At 74.5% G+C, this 4,968-nt stretch carries 4 protein-coding genes; 3 read left to right on the forward strand and 1 reads right to left on the reverse strand.

Annotated features, from left to right (window positions below):
• Nucleotides 1–178 precede the first annotated feature (178 nt).
• A complete protein-coding gene (locus ACIQOV_RS27380) occupies nt 179–772 on the forward strand; it encodes an NADPH-dependent FMN reductase (protein WP_401052916.1) in 594 nt (197 codons plus the stop codon).
• A gap of 22 nt (nt 773–794) precedes the next feature.
• Nucleotides 795–2,420 (forward strand): MDR family MFS transporter, encoded by a 1,626-nt coding sequence (locus ACIQOV_RS27385; RefSeq protein WP_401052919.1) that lies wholly within the window; start codon nt 795–797, stop codon nt 2,418–2,420.
• 80 nt (nt 2,421–2,500) lie between these two features.
• Here ACIQOV_RS27385 and ACIQOV_RS27390 read toward each other — a convergent pair whose 3' ends face one another.
• Complete coding sequence (locus ACIQOV_RS27390; protein WP_401052922.1) at nt 2,501–3,892, reverse strand: L-serine ammonia-lyase; 1,392 nt, start codon at nt 3,890–3,892, stop codon at nt 2,501–2,503.
• Here ACIQOV_RS27390 and ACIQOV_RS27395 point away from each other — a divergent pair.
• Nucleotides 3,812–4,968: alcohol dehydrogenase catalytic domain-containing protein (locus ACIQOV_RS27395; protein WP_401052925.1), on the forward strand; the 1,157-nt coding region annotated here is incomplete at its 3' end. The genes ACIQOV_RS27390 and ACIQOV_RS27395 overlap by 81 nt on opposite strands.

Genomic DNA, 4,968 nt, shown 5'->3' on the forward strand with positions numbered 1-4,968 from the left:
GGTGTCCCCGGCTGGGGCCTGTTGAGCGGGCACGGGGCGGGCTCCTTCCGACTGGGGTCGGGCCCACCGTAGCACTCCGCGTGTACGGCGTATCCACAGTGGACGACGTACGCGCCGATGTGTACGTTGTATCCGGCAGATACGCCGTACACAGCAGTTGTCCCGGAGGGGGATTCCCATGTCCACGGAGCAGAGCCTGAAGGTCGCCGTCCTCGTCGGCAGCACCCGCGAGGGCCGCTTCGGCCCGGTGGTCACCGACTGGCTGCTCGGCCACCTGGAGGCCCACGGCGACCTGACCGCCGACCGGATCGACCTGGTGGAGACCCCACTGCCCACCACCTTCCCGTCGTTCGGCGGTGAACTTCCGCCGGGCGACGCCGAGTTGCTGGCCGCCGTATCGCCCCGACTGGAAGCGGCCGACGCCTTCGTGATCGTCACGCCCGAGTACAACCACAGCTTCCCGGCCCCGCTGAAGAACGCCATCGACTGGCACAACCGGCAGTGGCACGGCAAGCCGGTCGCCTTCGTCTCGTACGGCGGCCTGTCCGGGGGCCTGCGGGCCGTCGAACAGCTCCGGGTGGTGCTGGCCGAGCTGAACGCCGCGACGATCCGCAACACGGTCAGCTTCCACGGCGCCGGCCAGCGCTTCGACGCCGACGGCAAGGCGATCGACCCGGCCGCCGACGCCGCCGCCAAGACCATGCTCGACCAGCTCGTCTGGTGGGCCCAGGCACTGCGGGACGCCCGCCGGGCCCGCCCGTTCGCGGCCTGAGCCGGGGCAGGGGGCGGAGACCATGGCCACGGAACCGGCCGAGAGCCAGGTCGAGAGCCAGGTCGAGGGTCAGGCCGAGAGGCAGGCCGAGAGGCAGGCCGAGGAGCGGCCCAAGCCGCCGTTGCTCGGTGTCATCGGGCTGATGCTCGGCATCTTCCTCTCGGCCCTCGACGGGCAGATCATCGGCACCGCGCTGCCGACCGTCGTCGGCGACCTCGGCGGACTGGAGCACCTCTCCTGGGCGGTCACCGCCTACCTGCTGACCTCCGCCGCGGCCACCCCGCTCTGGGGCAGGCTCGGCGACCTGTACGGGCGCAAGGGCGCCTACCAGTGGGCGGTGGTGGTGTTCCTGGCGGGCTCGGTGCTGGCCGGACTCGCCCAGGACATGGGGCAGTTGATCGCTTTCCGGGGCCTCCAGGGGATCGGCGCGGGCGGGCTGATGGTCGGCGCGCTCTCGGTGATCGGGGTGCTCGTCCCCGCCTCCGACCGGGCGCGGGTGCAGTCGGTGGTCGGCGTGCTGATGCCGATCGCCTTCGTCGGCGGACCGCTGCTCGGCGGCTTCCTCACCGAACGGCTGAGCTGGCGCTGGGCCTTCTACGTCAACCTGCCGGTCGGGCTGGTCGCGCTGCTCGCGGTCGGCGTCGGGGTACGGCTGCGGACCGAGCGGGTGCGCGCCCCGTTCGACTGGGCCGGGGTCGTCCTGCTGACCACCGGCATCCTCGCGCTCACCCTGGTCGGCAGCTGGGGCGGCGCCGCCTACTCCTGGACCTCCCCGGTGCTCCTCGGCACGGCGCTCGTCGCGCTGGTCGCGCTGGGCTGGTTCGTCCGGACCGAACTGCGCGCCCCCGGGCCGCTGATCCCGCCCGCGCTGTTCCGCGACCGCAACTTCACGGTGGCGCAGGTGCTCGGCTTCCTCACCGGCGCGGTGATGATCGCTCTGGTCGGCTACCTGCCGCTCTACCTGCAACTGGCCCGGGGCGCCTCACCCACCGCCGGCGGCCTGCTCCTGCTGCCGCTGATGCTCGGCATGATGGGCACCCAGCTGGTGACGGCGCGGCTGATGGGCCGGCCGGGCGGCGAGCGGCGCTACCCGCTGCTGGGCGGCGCGCTCACCCTGGCCGGCGGCGCACTGCTGCTGCTCCTGCGCACCGACACCCCGATCGCCCTGGCCTCGGCCCTCACGGCAGTCGCCGGGATCGGCCTCGGCCTGGTGATGCAGAGCACCCTGCTGACCTCGATGGGGGCCGTGCCGCCCCAGGACATGGGCGCGGCGATGGGCGTGGTCACGCTGCTGCGGAGCATCGGCGGCTCGCTCGGCATGGCGGCGCTCGGCGCGGTCTACACGGCGCGGCTCACGGACTCCCTCACGGAGCGCCTCGGGTCCGCCGAGGCCGGCCGGCTCACCGGCGGCGGGCTGACCCCGGCCTCCCTCGACGGCCTCCCGGCGGAGGTCCGCGACGCCGTCGGGGCGGCGGTCACCGGCGGCCTGCACGGCACGGTCGTGGGCGGGGTCCTGCTGGCGGCCGCGGCGACCGCCCTCGCCTGCCTGGTCCGCCCGCGCCGGGCCCAGGAGCCGGCCGGAGCCGGAACCCGGACCGATGCCCCGGCCGAAGCCCGGGCCGAAGCCCAGGCGGAGACGAAGGCCTGACGCGTCCGAGGCACGCGAAACGGCCCCCGGCGGAGCAGGACTCCGCCGGGGGCCGTCAGGCTGTCGGGATCAGCGGGTGATCAGCACTCGATGACGTTCACGGCGAGGCCGCCGCGCGAGGTCTCCTTGTACTTGATCTTCATGTCGGCCCCGGTCTCCTTCATCGTCTTGATCGCCTTGTCCAGCGAGACGTGGTGCCGTCCGTCGCCGCGCAGGGCCATCCGGGCCGCGGTGACGGCCTTGACGGACGCCATGCCGTTGCGCTCGATGCAGGGGATCTGGACCAGGCCGCCGACCGGGTCGCAGGTGAGGCCGAGGTTGTGCTCGATGCCGATCTCGGCGGCGTTCTCGACCTGCTCGGGGGTGCCGCCGAGGACCTCGGCGAGGCCGCCCGCGGCCATCGAGCAGGCGGAGCCGACCTCGCCCTGGCAGCCGACCTCGGCGCCGGAGATGGAGGCGTTCTCCTTGAAGAGCATGCCGATGGCGCCGGCCGCGAGCAGGAAGCGGACGATGCCGTCGTCGTCGGCGCCCGGGATGAAGTTCAGGTAGTAGTGCAGGACGGCCGGGATGATCCCGGCGGCGCCGTTGGTCGGCGCGGTGACCACCCGGCGCCCGGAGGCGTTCTCCTCGTTGACGGCCATCGCGTAGAGGGTCACCCACTCCATCGCGTTGGCCGGCCCGATGCCCTCGGCGCGCAGCGCACGGGCGCCGGACGCGGCCCGGCGGCGGACCTTCAGCCCGCCCGGCAGGATGCCCTCGCGGGACATGCCGGCCCGCACGCACTCCTGCATCACGGACCAGATCTCCAGCAGACCGGTCCGGATCTCCTCCTCGCTGCGCCAGGCCTTCTCGTTCTCCAGCATCAGGCCGGAGATCGACAGGCCGGTCTCCCGGCTGAGCCGCAGCAGCTCGTCACCGGTGCGGAAGGGGTACTTCAGCGCGGTGTCGTCGGGCTTGACCCGGTCCGCGCCGATCGCGTCCTCGTCCACCACGAAGCCGCCGCCGACCGAGTAGTAGGTCTTCTCCAGCAGGGTCGAGCCGTCCGCCGCGTACGCCCACAGGGTCATGCCGTTGGCGTGGTACGGCAGCGAGCGGCGGCGGTGCAGGACCAGCTGGGTGTCCGGGTCGAAGTCGATGGTGTGCTCGCCGACCAGGTTGATCCGCTTCTCGGCGATGATCCGCTCGACGTCCTTGTCGGCCTGGTCGACGTCGACGGTGCGGGGCGAGGCGTTCTCCAGGCCCAGCAGGACGGCCTTCGGGGTGCCGTGGCCGTGGCCGGTGGCGCCGAGCGAGCCGTACAGCTCGGCGCGCACCCCCGTCACCCCGTCCAGGAGGCCTTCGGAGCGCAGTCGGCGGGCGAACATCCGGGCGGCGCGCATCGGACCCACGGTGTGGGAGCTCGACGGGCCGATGCCGATGGAGAAGAGGTCGCCGCCGCGACGCTGCGGCGGGCCGGCGAACGCGCCGTCCACGACGCCCTGTTCACCGTCGACTGGACCCCGCTGGCGCAGCCGGCCCCGGCCCGGCCCGACGCCTCGGACTGGCGGGGGATCGACGCCGTCGAGGACGGCGCGACGCCCCCGGTGGTCGTGCTGACCCTGCCGCCCGCCGCATCCGACGGCGGACCGGCCCTGGCCGTCCGCCGGACCACCACCGAAGTCCTGCGCACCGTCCAGGAGTTCCTCGCCGCCGACCGCTTCGCCGACACCCGGCTGGTGGTCGTCACCCGCGGCGCCGTCCCGGCCGCCCCCGGGCAGCCGGTGACCGACCTGGCCGGCGCGGCCGTGTGGGGCCTGCTGCGCTCCGCCCAGTCGGAGCACCCCGGCCGCGTGCTGCTGCTGGACCGCGACCCGGCCGGCCAGGACGCCGACTGGCAGGCCTGGGCCACCGTCCAGGACGAACCGCAGCTCGCCCTGCGCGAGGGCGGGGCCCGCGCCCCCCGGCTCGTCCGGCAGAGCGCCGCCCACGGCCTCACCGCCCCCGACGGGCCCGGCGCCTGGCGCCTGGACGTCACCGAGGAGGGCACTCTGGAGGCCCTCGCCCTGGTACCCGCCGCCGAGGCCGACGCCCCGCTGGGCGCCGACCAGGTGCGGATCGGCGTCCGCGCGGCCGGCGTGAACTTCCGCGACGTGCTGCTCGCGCTCGGCATGTACCCCGAGCGCGCCGTGATGGGCGCCGAGGCCGCGGGTGTGGTGACCGAGGTCGGCGCCGCCGTCACCGATCTGGCCGTCGGCGACCGGGTGTTCGGCCACTTCGACGGCGGCGGCCTCGCCGACCGGGCGGTCACCGACCGGCGGCTGCTGGCCCGGATCCCGGCCGGCTGGACCTTCACCGAGGCCGCCTCGGTGCCCGTCGCCTTCCTGACCGCCTACTACGGGCTGGTGGACGTGGCCGCGGCCCGGCCCGGCGAGTCGGTGCTGGTGCACGCGGCGGCCGGCGGCGTCGGCATGGCGGCCGTCCAACTGGCCCGGCACCTGGGCCTGGAGGTGTACGGCACCGCCAACCCCGGCAAGTGGGACGCGCTGCGCGCGGCCGGTCTGGACGACGC

Origin of the sequence: Kitasatospora sp. NPDC091257 (genome assembly GCF_044757675.1) — a bacterium.
In the GTDB taxonomy this organism is placed as follows: Bacteria; Actinomycetota; Actinomycetes; order Streptomycetales; family Streptomycetaceae; genus Kitasatospora; species Kitasatospora lactacystinica.